The sequence below is a fragment of the Xanthomonas sp. AM6 genome, assembly GCF_025665335.1.
Taxonomy (GTDB): Bacteria; Pseudomonadota; Gammaproteobacteria; order Xanthomonadales; family Xanthomonadaceae; genus Xanthomonas_A.
The window spans coordinates 1,266,997-1,284,166 of sequence record NZ_CP106869.1 but is presented as its reverse complement, the minus strand read 5'-3'; the positions used below and the strand labels follow the sequence as shown (position 1 = coordinate 1,284,166).

General features: G+C 70.2%; 11 protein-coding genes. 6 read left to right on the top strand and 5 right to left on the bottom strand.

Annotated features, from left to right (window positions below; genetic code table 11):
• Positions 1–83: 83 nt before the first annotated feature.
• Together OCJ37_RS05340 and clpB are read right to left on the bottom strand one after the other, a co-directional pair.
• On the bottom strand, positions 84–737 hold the full coding sequence (locus OCJ37_RS05340; RefSeq protein WP_263112648.1) for an HAD-IA family hydrolase: 654 nt from the start codon (positions 735–737) through the stop codon (positions 84–86).
• On the bottom strand, positions 734–3,319 hold the full coding sequence (gene clpB / locus OCJ37_RS05335; protein WP_263112647.1) for an ATP-dependent chaperone ClpB: 2,586 nt from the start codon (positions 3,317–3,319) through the stop codon (positions 734–736). Before clpB ends, OCJ37_RS05340 begins: the two co-directional genes overlap by 4 nt.
• A gap of 352 nt (positions 3,320–3,671) precedes the next feature.
• Between clpB and OCJ37_RS05330 the strand changes: the two genes are divergently transcribed.
• Positions 3,672–4,376: a glutathione S-transferase gene (locus tag OCJ37_RS05330; RefSeq protein ID WP_263112646.1), complete on the top strand. Its 705-nt coding sequence runs from the start codon at positions 3,672–3,674 to the stop codon at positions 4,374–4,376.
• A 76-nt stretch (positions 4,377–4,452) separates the two neighbouring features.
• Here OCJ37_RS05330 and OCJ37_RS05325 read toward each other — a convergent pair whose 3' ends face one another.
• From OCJ37_RS05325 to OCJ37_RS05315, 3 genes are all read right to left on the bottom strand, one after another.
• Entirely contained in the window at positions 4,453–6,054 is a 1,602-nt protein-coding gene (locus OCJ37_RS05325) for a hypothetical protein (RefSeq protein ID WP_263112645.1), read from the bottom strand.
• 105 nt (positions 6,055–6,159) lie between these two features.
• Complete coding sequence (locus tag OCJ37_RS05320) at positions 6,160–6,621, bottom strand: GNAT family N-acetyltransferase (protein WP_263112644.1); 462 nt, start codon at positions 6,619–6,621, stop codon at positions 6,160–6,162.
• A 46-nt stretch (positions 6,622–6,667) separates the two neighbouring features.
• The gene (locus OCJ37_RS05315; RefSeq protein ID WP_263112643.1) at positions 6,668–7,147 is read right to left on the bottom strand and encodes a DUF3574 domain-containing protein; all 480 of its coding nucleotides are present in this window, start codon (positions 7,145–7,147) and stop codon (positions 6,668–6,670) included.
• Between the two features lie 240 nt (positions 7,148–7,387).
• Here OCJ37_RS05315 and OCJ37_RS05310 point away from each other — a divergent pair, with 240 nt between their 5' ends.
• From OCJ37_RS05310 to OCJ37_RS05290, 5 genes are all read left to right on the top strand, one after another.
• On the top strand, positions 7,388–9,826 hold the full coding sequence (locus tag OCJ37_RS05310) for a TonB-dependent receptor plug domain-containing protein (RefSeq protein WP_263112642.1): 2,439 nt from the start codon (positions 7,388–7,390) through the stop codon (positions 9,824–9,826).
• 138 nt (positions 9,827–9,964) lie between these two features.
• On the top strand, positions 9,965–10,717 hold the full coding sequence (gene otsB / locus OCJ37_RS05305; protein ID WP_263112641.1) for a trehalose-phosphatase: 753 nt from the start codon (positions 9,965–9,967) through the stop codon (positions 10,715–10,717).
• A gap of 76 nt (positions 10,718–10,793) precedes the next feature.
• A complete protein-coding gene (locus OCJ37_RS05300; RefSeq protein ID WP_263112640.1) occupies positions 10,794–12,575 on the top strand; it encodes a glycoside hydrolase family 15 protein in 1,782 nt (593 codons plus the stop codon).
• Positions 12,572–13,936, top strand: a complete 1,365-nt coding sequence (otsA, locus tag OCJ37_RS05295) for an alpha,alpha-trehalose-phosphate synthase (UDP-forming) (protein WP_263112639.1) — start codon at positions 12,572–12,574, stop codon at positions 13,934–13,936. Before OCJ37_RS05300 ends, otsA begins: the two co-directional genes overlap by 4 nt.
• Positions 13,937–14,471: 535 nt before the next feature.
• Positions 14,472–16,901 (top strand): membrane-bound PQQ-dependent dehydrogenase, glucose/quinate/shikimate family, encoded by a 2,430-nt coding sequence (locus tag OCJ37_RS05290; protein ID WP_263113594.1) that lies wholly within the window; start codon positions 14,472–14,474, stop codon positions 16,899–16,901.
• Positions 16,902–17,170: the final 269 nt, after the last annotated feature.

Sequence of the window (17,170 nt, the reverse complement as noted above, 5' to 3'; positions counted from 1 at the left end):
GGAATGCAAACCTGCGGTTATGAGGCCATGCCGCCGGGTTGTCAGCGCTGCGAGGCGCACCACCGTGGCGTGCCGAGGGCGCTTCAGTCGTCGCCGAGCGCGCCGTGGGCGAGCAGGCAGGCGCGCAGCTGCCCGGCATCGACATAGCGCTCGGCACGCAGGCCCAGCGCGCGCGCGGCCTCGACATGGACCGCGGTATCGTCGACGAACAATGCGGCGTCCGCGGCGATCCCGAGCTGCGCCAGCGCATGCAGGAAGATCGCAGGCTCCGGCTTGATCGCCCCGACCGTACTCGAGTTCACCACCGCGTCGAATGCGTCGGCGATGCCGAGCGCCGCGAGATCGCGCGGCAGGCGCGAAGTGGCGTTGCTCAGCAGCAGCACCGGCATGCGCTGGCGCACGCGCCGCACCAGTTCCAGCACGGGCAGATTGAGTGTGGCCGCCTGCGGCGCCGACCATGCGGCGACCAGCGCGGCCGCATCCGCCTGCGGCGCGAGCGCGGCGATGCGCGCGGCGACGTCGGCCAGCCATTGCGCATCGGTCATCTCGCCGCGGATCGCGCGCTCCAGCAACGCCGGCGCGAACGCGACCGCACGCAAGCTACCCGGCGGGACGCCGTGCGCACGTTCCAGTGCCGCATCGTCGTCCGGCCACAGGCGCAGCACGCCGTCCAGGTCCACCAGCAAGGCGCGGACCGCCGGCTCGGCGGCCCGCGCGCGGGATCCGGCAGGGATCACGCCTTCGCGAACACCAGGTGCCCGCCCTCGGCATCCACGCGGATGGTGTCGCCGCTGAGGAACTGCCCGGACAGGATCTGCTGCGCCAGCGGGTTCTCCAGCTGCGACTGGATCGCGCGCTTCAGCGGCCGCGCGCCGTACACCGGATCGAAGCCGACGTTGCCGAGCAGTTCCAGCGCGCGGTCGCTGAGTTCGATCTTCAGCCCGCGCTCGGCCAGGCGCTTGTCCAGGCCGTGCAGCTGGATGCGCGCGATCGACTTGATCTGCGCCTTGTCCAGCGGATGGAACACCACGATGTCGTCCAGCCGGTTGACGAATTCCGGGCGGAAGTGCGCCTGCACCACGCCCATCACCGCCGCCTTCATCTGCGTGTAGGCCTCCGCCGAATCGTCGCCGCTCAGTTCCTGGATCTGGTGCGAGCCCAGGTTCGAGGTCATCACGATCACGGTGTTGCGGAAGTCCACGGTGCGGCCCTGGCCATCGGTGAGGCGGCCGTCGTCGAGCACCTGCAGCAGGATGTTGAACACGTCGCTGTGCGCCTTCTCCACCTCGTCGAGCAGGATCAGCGAATACGGCCGGCGCCGCACCGCCTCGGTGAGATAGCCGCCCTCCTCGTAGCCGACGTAGCCCGGAGGCGCACCGATCAGCCGCGCCACCGAATGCTTCTCCATGAACTCGCTCATGTCGATGCGGATCATCGCGTCGCTGCTGTCGAACAGGAATTCGGCCAGTGCCTTGCACAGCTCGGTCTTGCCGACGCCGGTGGGGCCCAGGAACAGGAACGAACCGCTGGGCCGGTTGGGATCGGACAGGCCGGCGCGCGAGCGCCGTACCGCGTCGGACACCACCTTGATCGCCTCTTCCTGGCCGACCACGCGCCGGTGCAGTTCGTCTTCCATGCGCAGCAGCTTGTCGCGCTCGCCTTCGAGCATCTTGCTGACCGGAATGCCGGTCCAGCGCGACACCACCTCGGCGATCTCCTCGGCGGTGACCCGGTCCTGCACCAGCGTGAAATCGTGATGCTCGGCATCGCCGGCCGCGGCCAGCTGCTTCTCCAGGTTCGGCAGCAGGCCGTACTGGATCTCGCTCATCTTGGCGTAGTCCTGGCGCCGCTGCGCCGCCTCCAGCTCGACCCGCGCCTGCTCGATCTGCTCCTTGATCCTGGTCGCGCCCTGCAGCGCGGCCTTCTCCGACTTCCACACCTCGTCGAGGTCGGAGAACTCGCGTTCGAGCTTGTCGATGTCGCTTTCCAAGTCGGCCAGGCGCTGCCGCGAGGCCTCGTCCTTCTCCTTCTTCAGCATCTCGCGCTGGATCTTCAGCTGGATCAGGCGCCGCTCCAGGCGGTCCAGTTCCTCCGGCTTGGAATCGATCTCCATGCGGATGCGGCTGGCGGCCTCGTCCATCAGGTCGATGGCCTTGTCCGGCAGCTGGCGGTCGGTGATGTAGCGGTTGGACAGCGTGGCCGCGGCGACGATCGCCGGATCGGTGATCTCCACGCCGTGGTGCACCGCATAGCGCTCCTTGAGCCCGCGCAGGATGGCGATGGTGTCCTCCACGGTCGGCTCGCCGACGAACACCTTCTGGAAGCGCCGCTCCAGCGCCGCGTCCTTCTCGATGTACTTGCGGTACTCGTCCAGCGTGGTGGCGCCGATGCAGTGCAGCTCGCCGCGCGCCAGCGCCGGCTTGAGCATGTTGCCCGCGTCCATCGCGCCGTCGGCCTTGCCGGCGCCGACCATGGTGTGCAGCTCGTCGATGAACAGGATGACCTGGCCTTCGGTCTTGGACAGGTCGTTGAGCACGCCCTTGAGCCGCTCCTCGAACTCGCCGCGGAACTTGGCGCCGGCGATCAGCGCGCCCATGTCCAGCGACAGCACGCGGCGGCCGCGCAAACCTTCGGGCACCTCGCCGTTGACGATGCGCTGGGCCAGGCCCTCGACGATGGCGGTCTTGCCGACGCCGGGTTCGCCGATCAGCACCGGGTTGTTCTTGGTGCGCCGCTGCAACACCTGGATGGTACGGCGGATTTCCTCGTCGCGGCCGATCACCGGATCCAGCTTGCCGCTCTCGGCGCGCGCGGTGAGGTCGATGGTGTACTTCTCCAGCGCCTGGCGCTGGTCCTCGGCGTTCTCCGACTGCACCGTCTCGCCGCCGCGCAGCTTGTCGATGGCCGCCTCGATCTTCTTCTTGTCGGCGCCGGCGGCGCGCAGCGCCAGGCCCAGCGCGCCGGCATCGTCGGCCGCGGCCAGCACGAACCACTCGCTGGCGATGAACTGGTCGTTGTGCTGCTGCGCCAGCTTGTCGGTCTGGTTGAGCAGCCGGCTCAGGTCGTTGCCGATCGACAGGTTGCCGGGCTGGCCGCTGACCTTGGGCAGCTTCTCCAACGCCTCGCCCAGGCGCTCGCGCAGCACCGGCACGTTGACGCCGGCCTGCGCCAGCAGCGGCCGGGTGCTGCCGCCGGACTGGTCGAGCAGCGCGGTGAACACGTGCACCGGCTCGACGATGGTGTGGTCGCGGCCCACGGCCAGCGACTGGGCGTCGGCCAGCGCCTGCTGGAAACGCGACGTGAGCTTGTCCATCCGCATCGGGAAGTTCCTCTGAATGAAGGGCCGGCCGTGCCGGCATGCTAGTCAGATGCGGTTGGCGCGGCATGTTTCAAGGCCGCCGGGACCGCCTGTATACACCGGCGGCGCGCGCATCGTTCGCCCGGAGGGAACGCCGCCGCTCGCGTCCGCCGCGCGGCGGGACGCCTTGCGGGCGCGGCGGTCGGCGCACGAGCGCCGCCGACGTGACAGTTCCGCCTGCCGCGCGCATGCGCCGGCGGCTCCCGAACGGCACCGGCGACTCCGGCGACTCCGGCACCGGTCGCACCACGGTCACACGCCGCTACCGGTCATGCCCTACCCTCGGCCTTCCCGATCCCGCACAGGAGCCGCAATGCACTACGAACTCTATTACTGGACCGGCATCCAGGGCCGCGGCGAGTTCGTGCGGCTGGCGCTGGAGGATGCCGGCGCGGCCTACCGCGACGTCGCCCGCGAGGAAGGCGACGCGGCGATGCAGCCCTTCCTCGACGGCGAGCGGCCGGGCGCGCGCCCGTTCGCGCCGCCGTTCCTGAAGACCGGGCGGCAGGTGGTCGCGCAGGTCGCCAACATCCTGCACTTCCTCGGCCCGTCGCTGGGGCTGGTGCCGGACAGCGAATCGCGGCGGCTGCAGGCGCTGCAACTGCAGCTGACCATCGCCGACCTGGTGACCGAGATCCACGACAGCCACCACCCCATCGCCAGCGCGCTGTACTACGACGACCAGAAGCCCGAAGCGCGGCGCCGCGCCGAGGACCTGCGCACGCAGCGCCTGCCCAAGTTCCTCGGCTACTTCGAGCAGGTGCTGGGCCAGGGGGGCGGGCGCCATGCGCTGCGCGAGCACTCCTACGTGGACCTGTCGCTGTTCCAGCTGATGAGCGGACTGGACTACGCCTTCCCCAACGCGATGAAGAAGCTCTCGCCGAAGCTGCCGCAGTTGCGCGCATTGCAGCAGCGCGTGTCCGAGCGCCCCGGCATCGCCGCCTATCTGGCCTCGCCGCGGCGCCTGCCGTTCAACCAGAACGGGATCTTCCGCCGCTATCCGGAACTGGATGGGTGATGCGTGGCGGCGCGCGATTCCGCGCGCCGCCAGGTCCCTGCCTGCTGCTTTCAGCGAGCCGCCGGCATCGGCGCGCTCAATCCACCAGCACCGCGCGCGGCTTCTGCAGCGACAGCAGGCCGAGCAGCGCGGCCAGGGCCACGTAGCCGCCGGCGAACTGCCAGGCGATCAGCTTGGGCAGGCCGCTGAGCGTCCACGGCAGGTAGATGCCGCCGCGCGGATCCACCGAGTGGATCAGCCCGAACAGGGTCAGCCCGGCCGCCACCAGCAGGAACACCGCGGCGCGGCGCAGGCGCCCGTCGACCATCGCCGCCACCGCCGCGGTCCACAGCATCGCGGTGATGATGAAACCGTTGCCCAGGGTGAAGATCACCGCCAGCTCGGGCAGCCCGTGCCCGTCCAGCGCGGTGGTCAAGGCGGCCAGCTTGTCCGGCGGGATCCAGCCCGGCGCCTTGATCGCCAGCAGGTAGGCCACCGACGGCAGGAAGCCCAGCACCATCGCGCCGGCATGGCGCTTGGGCGTGGCCTGGAACGCCTGGGTGGTGATGTCGATGGCCACGTACACGATGATCGGCGCCAGCACCGCCATCGGCAGCCACTGCACCAGCCCGGCGACCAGCCCGAGCATGCCGCCCAGGCCGATGAACAGGCCGGTCAGCAGCGTGTAGCCGCTGCGCGCGCCCATGTGCTTGTACGCCGGCTGGCCGATGTAGGGCGTGGTCTGGGCGACGCCGCCGCAGACGCCGGCGACCAGCGTCGAGCAGGCTTCCACCAGCAGGATGTCGCGGGTGCGGTAGTCGTCGCCGGCGGCGCGCGCGCTCTCGCTGACGTTGATGCCGCCGACCACCATCAGCAGGCCGAACGGCAGCAGCAGCGGCAGCAGCGGCACGGTGTCGGCCAGGCCGGCGACGAAGCCCAGGCTCGGCCACGGCAGCACCAGCTGCGGCGCCACCCACTGCGGCGCCTGGTAGCCGGGAATGCCGAAACCGGCCGCGTTCAACCAGTAGTACAGGCCGGTGCCCAGCACCAGCGCCACCGGCACCCCGGGCAGGCCGTACGGCAAGCGGCCCCTGGCGATCAGCACGTACAGCAGCAGGCCCAGCACGACCAGCCCGACCAGCGGCGCGCGCAGCGTTTCCAGCAGCGGCAAAAAGCCCATCAGCACCAGCGCGATGCCGGCGATCGAACCGAGCAGCGCCGCCCGCGGCAGGGCGCGGGTGACCGCATCGCCGAAGAACGACAGCACCGTCTTCAGCAGGCCCATCACCACCAGCGCGGCCATGCCCAGGTGCCAGGTGGCGATCGCCGCCGCCTGCGGATCCAGGCCCTGCTGCTTGTAGCGCACGAACGCCGGGCCGAGCACCAGCAGCGCCATGCCGATGCTGGTCGGCGCGTCCAGGCCCAGCGGCATCGCGGTGACGTCGCTGCGCCCGCTGCGCGCGGCCAGCCGCCGCGCCATCCAGGTGTACAGCAGATTGCCGATCAGCACGCCGAACGCGGTGCCGGGAATCATGCGGGTGAAGATCACCTCGGCCGGGAACTGGAACAGGCCGACCAGGGCCGCGGTGATGAAGCCGAGGATCGACAGGTTGTCGACCACCAGCCCGAAGAAACCGTTGAGATCGCCGGCGACGAACCAGCGCGGGCGCGAGGAAGGAGAAGCGGTGCTGGTGGGCATGCGGGCGGTGGTCGCGTGGGGGTCGAGGGATGGTAATGGAAGCGGTGCGGCCGGATTGGCGCGCAGCCAGGGATGCAGCATCCCGGCCCGCGCAACGCAGCGCGGCTACAGGTCCAGGTGCAGGAACCGGTTGAACGCACTCGGCACGTAGTCCCCGAACGCGGGGCCGTCGCGGAAACCGCGGCGCCGGTAGAGGCCCTGCGCCGCATCGAAGGCCGCGCCGCTCCCGGTCTCCAGGCTCAGCCGACGCAGGCCGGCGGCGCGCGCAGCGTCCACGATGTGCTCCAGCAGGGCCGCGGCCGCGCCCTGGCGCAGGAAGTCCGGATGGGTGCGCATCGACTTCAGTTCGCCGCCGCCGTCGCCCAGCACGCGCAACGCGCCGATCGCGGCCAACGCATCGCCGCGCCAGACGCTCCACACGGTCACGTCGGCGCGCTGCAATCCGGACAGGTCCAGCGCATACACGCTGCCCGGCGGCGACTGCGCATGCATCTGCTGCAGGTGGTACGCGAGCAACGCGCGCACCGCTTCACCGGACAGATCGTCCTGGCGGATCGAGAACGTCATCGCCCCGCTCTTCCGAATCCCCAATCCCCAATCCCGAATCCCGGCTTCAAAACGACACCTCCACCGCCTGCCGCGACCACAGCACCGACTGGTGCCCGGTGGCCTGCTTCCACGCCAGCCGGATCGCCTCGATGTCGGCGCGGCGCTGCGGCGTGTCCTCGTGCAGGATCACCAGCACCTTGGTGTTGAGCCGGTTCGGCTCCTTGGCGCCGCGGAACAGCCACTGACCGTAGGCGTCGAACACGGTCAGCCCGTCGGGGAAGCGCGGCGTGACCTGCTTGTCCAGGAACGCCCGCCATTGCGCCTCGCTGATCGGCTCGGCCTGCGGGCGATCGGCCGGACCGCTCTCCTCGCCGACGCCGAAGTACAGCTCGCTGCGCACCCAGCCGCTGGCCTGTGCCGGGCGCGCGGCGTCGCCCTGCAGCGTGGCGCTGGCCGTGGCCGGCGCGGTGGAAGCCGAGGGCGCCACGCTGGCGCAGGCGGTCAGGGCCAGGAACACGGCAAGCAAGGGGGCGCGCAACAGCATCGGCAGGTCTCGGCAGTCGGAACGGAAGGACGCGATGGTAGGCGACGACAGCGGCACCCGCCCGATAACCGCCGGGCATCAGCTGATGCCGAACGGAACGGACGCGGTAGCTCGCGGCCGCGTTAACGATAAGATAATATATCGCTTCATCCGGATGGATGTAACCAAATTTCGATCCGCCCGCGGCGCACGGACCACCGCCGCGGCCGGTCTTCGCGCCACTGCAGGAGAGAGCCCCCCATGTCGCACCCGTTCGCCAAGCCGCTGAGCCTGGCCATCGCCCTGGCCCTGTCGGCCCCCGCCCTGGCGCAGCAGGCCGAGCCGGCCGCCGCGACCAACCTGGACACGGTGATCGTCACCGGGACCCGCGCCAGCGGCCGCACCGTGCTCGAGTCCACCGCGCCGGTGGACGTGCTCAGCGCCGAGGACATCCGCAAGGCCGGCGTGGTCAACGGCGAACTGGGCAGCGCGCTGCAGGCGCTGCTGCCTTCGTTCAACTTCCCGCGCCAGTCCAACTCCGGCGGCGCCGACCACATCCGCGCCGCGCAGCTGCGCGGGCTCTCGCCCGACCAGGTGCTGGTGCTGGTCAACGGCAAGCGCCGCCATACCTCGGCACTGGTCAACACCGACAGCAAGATCGGCAAGGGCACCACGCCGGTGGATTTCAACGCGATCCCGGTCAGCGCCATCCAGCGCATCGAAGTGCTGCGCGACGGCGCCGGCGCGCAGTACGGCTCGGACGCGGTGGCCGGGGTGATCAACGTGATCCTCGACGACGACCCGGACAGCGGCGCGCTGGAGGCCAGCTTCGGCGCCCACCACACCGACGTGAAGCCGATCGACCGCACCGTCACCGACGGCCAGACCAGCTACGCCAGCGCCAAGGTCGGCACCCGCCTGGGCGAGGACGGCGGCTTCTTCAAGGTCGGCCTGGAGTTGAAGAACCGCGAGGGCACCAACCGCGCCGGCTACGACCAGATCCCGTTCTTCGAGGCACAGACCCCGGCCAACCTGGCCCTGGCCGGCAAGCGCAACTACGTGCTCGGCGACGGCGCCAGCAAGGACCTCAACGCCTGGATCAACGGCAAGCTGCCGTTCGGCCAGGGCAGCGAGTTCTACTTCTTCGGCACCTACAACCAGCGCGACACGCGCGGCGCCAACTACTTCCGCTATCCCGACAGCGACGCCAACTGGACCGAGGTCTACCCGAACGGCTACCGGCCGGTGTCGCTGGGCGAGAACCGCGACCTGCAGGGCGTGGCCGGCGCGCGCGGGCAATGGGGCGAATGGGCCTACGACGCCAGCCTCGACTACGGCCGCAACGACTTCACCTACCGGCTGAAGAACTCGCTCAACGCCTCGCTCGGCCCCGGCAGCCCGACCCGCTTCAAGACCGGCGACTACGCCTTCGAGCAGAGCGTGGCCAACCTGGACCTGAGCCGCAGCTTCGACGCGGCCGGCGCCACCCACAGCGTCGGCAGCGGCGTGGAATTCCGCCGCGAGCACTACCGCACCCGTCCCGGCGATCCGGCCAGCTACGCCGCCGGCGCCTACACCGACCGCCCCACCGGCGCCCAGGCCGGCGGCGGGTTGACCCCGCAGGATGCGGCCGACCTGTCGCGCAACGTCGCCAGCGCCTACGCCAGCCTGTCCAGCCAGTTCGGCGACAAGTTCTCCACCGACCTGGCCGCGCGCTACGAGCACTACCAGGACTTCGGCGGCGAGCTGACCGGCAAGCTGGCCGCGCGCTACGAGTTCGTGCCGGCGTTCGCGCTGCGCGGCGCGATCTCCAACAACTTCCATGCGCCGTCGCTGAGCCAGATCGGCTACGAGGCCACCTCCACCGGCTACGACGCATCCGGCCAGCTGCTGCAGGGCCGGCTGCTGTCGGTCAACAACCCGATCGCGCAGGCGTTGGGCGCGAAGGCGCTGAAGCCGGAGAAGTCGGTCAACTACAGCCTCGGCTTCACCAGCCGCATCGGTTCGCACTTCGACCTGTCGCTGGACCTGTTCCAGATCGACATCGACGACCGCATCGCGCTGTCGGAGGACATCAGTGGCGATGCATTGACCGCGTTCGTGGCGCAGAACTTCGGCGTCAGCGGCCTGCAGAGCGCCAGCTTCTTCGTCAACGCCGCCGACACCCGCACCCGCGGCGCCGAGCTGGTCAGCAACTGGCGCCAGGCACTGGGCAACGGCCAGCTGCAGCTGACCGGCACCTGGAGCTACGCCAAGACCGAACTGGAGAACGTGGTCGCCACTCCATCGCAACTGCTGGCGCTGAATCCCGATTACGTGCTGTTCGGCGTGGAGGAGAGCAACACCCTGACCGACGCCGCACCGCGCACCCGCGCCCAGTTCGCCGCGAACTGGAGCAACGACCGCTGGGCGCTGCAGACCCGCGTCAGCCGCTACGGCAGCGCCACCCGCGTGTTCGACTTCGGCGACGGCTTCGTGCCGCGGCAGACCTACGGCGCCGAGTGGCAGCTCGATGCCGAGGTCGAATACCGCATCACCCCGCAGTGGAGCGTGGCGCTGGGCGGGCAGAACCTCACCGACAACTACTCCGACCGCTCCAATACCGACATCTACTACTTCGGCAACCTGCCCTACGACGTGCTGTCGCCGATCGGCAGCAACGGCGCTTATTACTATGGGCGGGTGAGGTACACCTTCTGACGAAGGTGCGGGATTGGGATTTGGGATTGGGGATTCGTCACAGCGGGGCCGCGTGTGGCTTTTTGCCAATCCCGAATCCCCAATCCCGGCTCCACCCACTCCACCTCGCGCTAACGCCGCCTGCGCCACCATGAACGGATGGCTGACGCGCTCCCCCTCCGACCGCCGCCGCCGCGCCTTGACGATGCCTGCGCATTGTTCCTGGATGTGGACGGCACCCTCATCGCTTTCGCCGACCGTCCCGACGGCGTGCACCTGCTGCCGGAGGTGCGCGAGGCGATCGGCCGCATCAGCGACCGGCTGCACGGCGCGCTGGCGCTGGTCAGCGGACGGCCGCTGGCGCAGCTGGATGCATTGTTCGCACCCCTGCGCCTGCCGGCCGCCGGCCTGCACGGCCACGAGCTGCGCAGCGACATCAATGCGCGCGCGGCGATGCCCGCCGACACCTCGCAGTGGCTGCATGGCCTGCACCAGCGCGCCGCGCACCTGCGCCAGGCGCATCCGGGCGTGCTGATCGAAGACAAGGGCGCCAGCATGGCGCTGCACTGGCGCGCCGCGCCGGACGCCGGCGCGCAGGTGCTTGCCTTCGCCCAGGAACAGATCGGCGCGCTGCCCGGCTACCGCCTGCAGCCGGGCGACCACGTGGTCGAGTTCGTGCCCGAGGGCAGCGACAAGGGCCTGGCGGTGACCACGCTGCTGCAGCAGCCGCCGTTCCAGGGCCGGCGCCCGGTGTTCGTCGGCGACGACCTCACCGACGAGTTCGGTTTCCAGGCCGCCAACCGCGCCGGCGGCTGGAGCGTGCTGGTCGGCACGCGCGAGGACAGCGCGGCGACGTTCGCGCTGCCCGATACACACGGCGTACACGCATGGTTGCGCGACAACGCCGCATGAGCGCGGCGCCTGCGCCAGCGCGCGCCCGATTCGTCCCCGCCTTCCCTCCCGCCCTGCACAAGGACCCGCCCGCTCCATGAGTTCCCCCAACCTCGACCTCGGCGTGATCGGCAACGGCAGCTTCGGCGCGCTGGTCGACAAACAGGCCCGCGTGGTGTGGAGCTGCCTGCCGGCCTTCGACGGCGACCCGGCGTTCTGCGCGCTGCTGTCGCCGCGCGACCACCCCGGCGGCGATTTCAGCATCGAGCTGGAGGATTTCGTCGACAGCGAGCAGCACTACCTGGCCAACACCGCGATCCTGCGCACCGTGCTGCGCGACGCGCACGGCGGCGCGGTGGAGGTGATCGACTTCGCGCCGCGCTGGCGCAACCACGGCCGCTTCTACCGGCCGGTCAGCATCATCCGCCAAGTGCGGCCGCTGTCCGGCAACCCGCGCATCCGCGTGCTGGCGCGGCCGCTGGCCGACTGGGGCGCGCGCAAGCCGGAAAGCACCTGGGGCAGCAACCACGTGCGCTGGCTGTTGCCGGACTTCACCCTGCGCCTGACCACCGACGTGCCGGTGCGCTTCATCCGCGACGAACTGCCGTTCGTGCTCAACCATCCGGTCAACCTGATGCTCGGCGTGGACGAATCGCTGACCCGCTCGCTGACCGGCTACATCCAGGAAGCGCAGGAACGCACCGAGGAATACTGGCGCGAGTGGGTGCGCTACCTGTCGGTGCCGCTGGACTGGCAGGACGCGGTGATCCGCAGCGCGATCACGCTGAAGCTGTGCCAGTACGAGGACAGCGGCGCGATCATCGCGGCGATGACCACCTCCATCCCCGAAGCGCCGGACACGCCGCGCAACTGGGACTACCGCTACTGCTGGCTGCGCGACGCCGCCTTCGTGGTGCGCGCGCTGAACCGGCTCGGCGCCACCCGCACGATGGAGCAGTTCCTCGGCTACATCTTCAACATCGCCACCACCGACGGCAGCCTGCAGCCGCTGTACGGCATCGGCTTCGAGGCGGCGCTGGAGGAACACGAGGTCGAATCGCTGGCCGGCTACCGCGGCATGGGCCCGGTGCGGCGCGGCAACCTGGCCTGGATCCAGAAGCAGCACGACGTGTACGGCAGCGTGGTGCTGGCTTCCACCCAGCTGTTCTTCGACCTGCGCCTGAAGGACCCGGGCGACGCCGATACCTTCCTGCGCCTGGAACCGCTGGGCGAGCGCGCGTTCGCGCTGCACGACGTGCCCGACGCCGGGCTGTGGGAATTCCGCGGCCGCGCCGAGGTGCACACCTACACCAGCGCGATGTGCTGGGCCGCCTGCGACCGCCTGGCCAAGATCGCCGCGCGGCTGGGCATGGACGCGCGCGTGGCCTACTGGCGCGAGCGCGCCGACACCATCCACGCGCGGGTGCTGGCCGACGCCTGGAGCGCCGAGCGCGGCCACTTCACCGACACCTTCAACGGCCATCGCCTGGACGCCTCGCTGCTGTTGCTGGCCGACATCGGCTTCATCGCCCCGGACGATCCGCGCTTCGTCGCCACGGTCGAGGCGATCGGCCGCGACCTCAAGCACGGCGACGCGCTGTACCGCTACGTGGCGCCGGACGATTTCGGCGAGCCGGAAACCAGCTTCACCATCTGCACGTTCTGGTACATCGACGCGCTCGCCGCGATCGGGCGCAAGGACGAGGCGCGCGAACTGTTCGAGCGCATTCTCGCGCGCCGCAACCACCTGGGCCTGCTGTCGGAGGATCTGGCCTTCGACGGCGGCGAAGCCTGGGGCAATTTCCCGCAAACCTACTCGCACGTCGGCTTGATCATCGCCGCGATGCGATTGTCGCGCAGCTGGCAGGAGGCTTCATGAGCAGACTCGTAGTGGTATCCAACCGCGTGGCGTTGCCCGGCGAGAACCGCGCCGGCGGCCTGGCGGTGGGCTTGCTGGCCGCGCTGAAGGAACGCGGCGGGGTGTGGTTCGGCTGGAGCGGCAAGACCGTGCGCGGCGACAGCGGCGCGCTGCACGAGCAGACCCAGGGCGACATCCGCTTCGTCACCATGGACCTCAACCGCGCCGACCTGGACGCGTACTACAACGGCTTCGCCAACCGCACGCTGTGGCCGCTGCTGCACTTCCGCCTGGACCTGGTGGACTACGACCGCGCCACCCGCGAAGGCTACCGCCGGGTCAACGCGATGTTCGCCGAGAAGCTGGCGCCGCTGCTGCGCGAAGACGACACGGTGTGGATCCACGACTACCACCTGATCCCGCTGGCCTCGCTGCTGCGCGAGCGCGGCATCGGCTGCAAGATCGGTTTCTTCCTGCACGTGCCGTTCCCCTCGGCCGACCTGATCCAGGCCCTGCCCGACCACGCGCGGCTGTTCTCCGGCTTCTACGCCTACGACCTGGTCGGCTTCCAGACCCAGCGCGACGTGGACCGCTTCCAGGCCTACGTGCGCCTGTTCGGCGGCGGCAAGGTGATCCAGGACGGCGTGCTGGAAGCGCCCGGCGGGCGCCGCTTCCGCGCCGAGAAGTTCCCGATCGGCATCGATACCGAGCTGATCGCGCAGCAGGCGCGCGCGGCGGTGACCAAGCCGGCGGTGCGCGACCTGCGCAGCAGCCTGCGCGACCGCCAGCTGGCGATCGGCGTGGACCGGCTGGACTACTCCAAGGGCCTGCCCGAGCGTTTCCTCGGTTTCGAGCGCTACCTGGAGCGGCATCCGGACCAGCGCGGCAGCCTGACCTACCTGCAGATCGCGCCGGTCTCGCGCGGCGACGTCACCGAGTACAAGCAACTGCGCAACCAGCTCGAGCAGATCGCCGGGCACATCAACGGCGGCCACGCCGAGCCGGACTGGACCCCGCTGCGCTACGTCAACCGCAACTTCACCCACGCCACCCTGACCGGCTTCTACCGCGCCGCCCAGGTCGGCCTGGTGACGCCGCTGCGCGACGGCATGAACCTGGTCGCCAAGGAATACGTGGCCGCGCAGGACCCGGAGAATCCGGGCGTGCTGGTGCTGTCGCTGCTGGCCGGCGCCGCCGACGAACTGAAGGAGGCGCTGCTGGTCAATCCGCACGACCTGGACGGCGTCGCCGACGCCATCGCCACCGCCGCCTCGCTGCCCAAGGCCAAGCGCATCGAACGCTGGCAGACGATGATGGACCATCTGCGCAAGAACGACATCGGCGTGTGGCGGCAGCGCTACCTGCAGGCGCTGGAGGGCTGAGGCTTCGCTCTCCTTCTCCCGCAGGTGAGCAATCTGCGGGAGGCGGCGCCGGGAATCTGGCCATCGTTGCGGCGAGGTCGCCGGCGTGCCCGTTCCACGACGCCGTGCCACGCTGCGCCGCTCCTGCGAGGCCTTCGTGGAGCGCGCACGCATGAATCGACATGCCGCATGGTCGAGCGCGTCGCGACGAAAAATCGGGTGATGCCCCGGTTTCCACGCATGTCCGGGCACCACGTCTCCATTTCCGGGCTTCGCAAACCCTGCCCGCGGGACGCAAGGTTTCGTTTGCCGTCACGGTCAGCACACCGGCCGCGCTTAAAATTGGCGCACGCAGCGCGCCGTTGTCTGCACCCTGGGAGGGGTGGCGCGCTGTCCCGAAGTGCGCAGGACCACCGCCGATGCGGCCATGCCCTCGCCTGCTCCCCTCCACGATCCGCACGGCGCCGCAGCCGCTTTCCGCGACGCGCGCGGACCCTCGCCAGACCTTCCCCATCCCATGACCGATCATTCCCCCACACACGGACCCGGCCGCTGGCTGTTCGCCGCCTATGCCGTGGTCATCGCCCTGCTGGGCATCGCGCTCGCCTTCATGGGCGGGCAACTGGTCGCCGTCGGCGGCTCCTGGTACTACCTGCTGGCCGGCCTGGCGCTGGCCGTGTCCGGCGTGCTGCTGGCGCTCGGCCGCCGCGCCGGGCTGTGGCTGTTCGGCCTGACCCTGGCCGCGACCATCGCCTGGGCGCTGGCCGAAGTCGGCCTGGACGGCTGGGCGCTGATCCCGCGCCTGGCGATGATCTCGGTGCTGGGCCTGCTGCTGTTGCCGTTCTGGAAGGTGGCGCGCCGGCGCCTGGCGCCGCTGTCCGGCCTGGGCTACGCGCTGGTCGCCGGCGTGCTGCCGGTGCTCGGCGCGCTGCTGGTGTTCGGTCCGCTGCTGTTCCCGCGCACGATCGAGCTGGCCGACCCCGCGCTGGCCGCGCAGCGGCCGCAGGCCGCGTTCAGCCGCGCCGCCGTGCCCAGCCCCGACGGCAACGTCGCCGCCAACCACGATGCCGGCAACTGGACCGCCTATGCCGGCTCCAACCTGTCCAACCACTACAGCCCCGGCGCGCAGATCACCCCGGCCAACGTCAAGGACCTGAAGATCGCCTGGGAATTCCATACCGGCGACCTCAAGCCGGCTGGCTCCAAGCTCGGCTACGCGTTCCAGAACACCCCGCTGAAGGTCGGCGACCTGGTCTACATCTGCACGCCCACGCAGAAGGTGATCGCGGTCGAGGCCAGCACCGGCAAGGAACGCTGGCGCTTCGATCCCAAGACCGACCCCAAGGCGATGGCCGGCGTCGCCGCCACCACCTGCCGCGGCGTGTCCTATTTCGAGGCCACCACCCCGGTCGCCGAATGCGCCAAGCGCATCTTCTGGCCGATGGTCGACGGCCGCCTGGGCGCGCTCGACGCCGCCACCGGCAAGCTGTGCGAGAGCTTCGGCGACCACGGCTACGTCGATCTGAACAAGGACACCGGCAACACCAAGCCCGGCTTCGTCGGCCCGACCTCGCCGCCGGTGGTGATGCGCGGGGTGGTGATCCAGCCCACCGGCCAGGTCCGCGACGGCCAGGAACGCGACGCGCCGTCGGGCGTGGTGCGCGCCTTCGACGCGGTCAGCGGCCAGTTGCGCTGGGCCTGGGACCTGGGCAACCCGGCGATCGACGCCGCGCCGCCGGCCGGGCAGACCTATACCCGCTCGACCCCGAACGTGTGGTCGCTGATGGCCGCCGACGACGAACTGGGGCTGGTCTACCTGCCCACCGGCAATGCCTCCGGCGACTTCTTCGGCAAGGGCCGCACCCCGCAGGAAGAGGAATACACCGCCTCGCTGGTCGCGGTGGACGCGGCCACCGGCAAGGAGCGCTGGCACTTCCGCACGGTCAACCACGACCTGTGGGACTACGACATCGGCCCGCAGCCGAACCTGGTCGATTTCCCGGTGCCCGGCGGCGGCACGCGCCCGGCGGTGATCCAGGCGACCAAGTCCGGCCAGGTGTTCGTGCTCGACCGCGAGACCGGCAAGCCGATCATGCCGGTGCAGCAGCTGCCGGTGCCGCAGGGCACCGACCACGGCGACTGGACCGCCAAGACCCAGCCGGTTTCGCCGGGCATGCCCAACACCGTCGGCGCGCCGAGCAAGGACTACGAGACCATCGTCGAGTCCGACGCCTGGGGCATCACCCCGTTCGACCAGCTGGCCTGCCGCATCCAGTTCAAGCAGCTACGCTACGAAGGCATGTTCACCCCGCCCAGCCTCGGCGGCTCGCTGTCGTTCACCGGCAACCACGGCGGCATCAACTGGGGCGGCGTGTCGGTGGACCTGCAGCGCGGCATCATGGTGATGAACAGCAACCGCCTGCCGTACACCGAGAACGTGTACCCGCGGCAGAAGATGGAGCAACTGGGCGTGGTCTCGGTGTTCAACGGCAAGAGCAGGACGCCCGGCTACATGGCCCAGGAAGGCCTGGCCTACGGCGCGCGCAAGGAGCCGTGGATGTCGCCGCTGAACACCCCGTGCATCGCCCCGCCGTGGGGCTACATCTCCGGCGTGGACCTGCGCACCCAGCAGGTGATCTGGCGGCGTCCGCTGGGCACCGGCTACGACCAGGGCCCGATGGGCATCCCGTCGAAGATGAAGTTCGAGCTGGGCACGCCGAACAACAGCGGCTCGCTGGCCACCGCCGGCGGCGTCACCTTCATCGGCGCGGCGCTGGACAACTTCCTGCGCGGCTACGACACCCAGACCGGCGAGCTGCTGTGGGAAGTGCGGGTCCCGGCCGGCCCGCAGGCCGCGCCGCTGAGCTACACGGTCGACGGCAAGCAGTACATCGTCGCCGCGATCGGCGGCCACGACCGCATGGAGACCAAGCCCGGCGACAGCGTGATCGCCTGGACGCTGCCCGACGCCGCCACGGCGAAATAGGCGCCCCCGCCGCTGCCGTTCGACCCCACCGGCCGTCGCGAGACGGCCGGTTTCGTTTGGAGGAGGCTGTGGCCCGCCGGTCCGAGGGGCGCGTCCGCGTTGCCGCGTCCGGCAGCTGCGGCTGCGGCTGCGGCGGCCATCCGTGCCGGCGACGGTGCACCGGCCGAGAGCGCGGCATGCGCCGCCCGACATCGCAGCGCAGCATAAAAACCAGCGTATTCAGCTACCTGCCGTGCCCATTCAGGTCGAATCTTTCCGACGAGCGGCAC

What these genes read in the sequence shown, in the direction of transcription:
- clpB (WP_263112647.1), bottom strand. Translation starts at nt 3,319, where the DNA reads ATGCGGATGGACAAGCTCACGTCGCGTTTCCAGCAGGCGCTGGCCGAC.
- OCJ37_RS05330 (WP_263112646.1), top strand. Translation starts at nt 3,672, where the DNA reads ATGCACTACGAACTCTATTACTGGACCGGCATCCAGGGCCGCGGCGAG.
- OCJ37_RS05325 (WP_263112645.1), bottom strand. Translation starts at nt 6,054, where the DNA reads ATGCCCACCAGCACCGCTTCTCCTTCCTCGCGCCCGCGCTGGTTCGTC.
- OCJ37_RS05320 (WP_263112644.1), bottom strand. Translation starts at nt 6,621, where the DNA reads ATGACGTTCTCGATCCGCCAGGACGATCTGTCCGGTGAAGCGGTGCGC.
- OCJ37_RS05315 (WP_263112643.1), bottom strand. Translation starts at nt 7,147, where the DNA reads ATGCTGTTGCGCGCCCCCTTGCTTGCCGTGTTCCTGGCCCTGACCGCC.
- OCJ37_RS05310 (WP_263112642.1), top strand. Translation starts at nt 7,388, where the DNA reads ATGTCGCACCCGTTCGCCAAGCCGCTGAGCCTGGCCATCGCCCTGGCC.
- otsB (WP_263112641.1), top strand. Translation starts at nt 9,965, where the DNA reads ATGGCTGACGCGCTCCCCCTCCGACCGCCGCCGCCGCGCCTTGACGAT.
- OCJ37_RS05300 (WP_263112640.1), top strand. Translation starts at nt 10,794, where the DNA reads ATGAGTTCCCCCAACCTCGACCTCGGCGTGATCGGCAACGGCAGCTTC.
- otsA (WP_263112639.1), top strand. Translation starts at nt 12,572, where the DNA reads ATGAGCAGACTCGTAGTGGTATCCAACCGCGTGGCGTTGCCCGGCGAG.